The 314-nt window shown below is 36.6% G+C and carries 1 pseudogene; it reads left to right on the forward strand.

The features are described 5' to 3' along the window. Positions 1-314 (forward strand): annotated as a pseudogene (locus RYX56_RS21725) (DDE-type integrase/transposase/recombinase); the annotation flags it as partial.

Genomic DNA, 314 nt, shown 5'->3' on the forward strand with positions numbered 1-314 from the left:
TCCCAAAGATAATAATTGGAAGTAGTACTATTCGAGGATATGTTAGGGAACTAAGGGATATTTACCATATTCCAAAGGTTGTCCGGGTACGTGATCATGAAGCTGTGGAAGAACTACCAATGGGCCAACAGGTTCAAGTAGACTGGGGGGAAATAACCGTAAAGAATAAAGAAAAAAAGCCTGTTAAACTATATTTTATTACCTTTGTACTCTCCCATTCTCGTTATAAATACGTGGAATGGCTTGATAAACCTTTTACTACAAGAGATACCATTCATTGTCATGAAAAGGCATTTCAATTCTTTGGAGGAATT

The organism is Alkalihalophilus lindianensis (genome assembly GCF_032843265.1).
GTDB classification, from domain to species: domain Bacteria; phylum Bacillota; class Bacilli; order Bacillales; family Bacillaceae_D; genus Alkalihalophilus; species Alkalihalophilus lindianensis.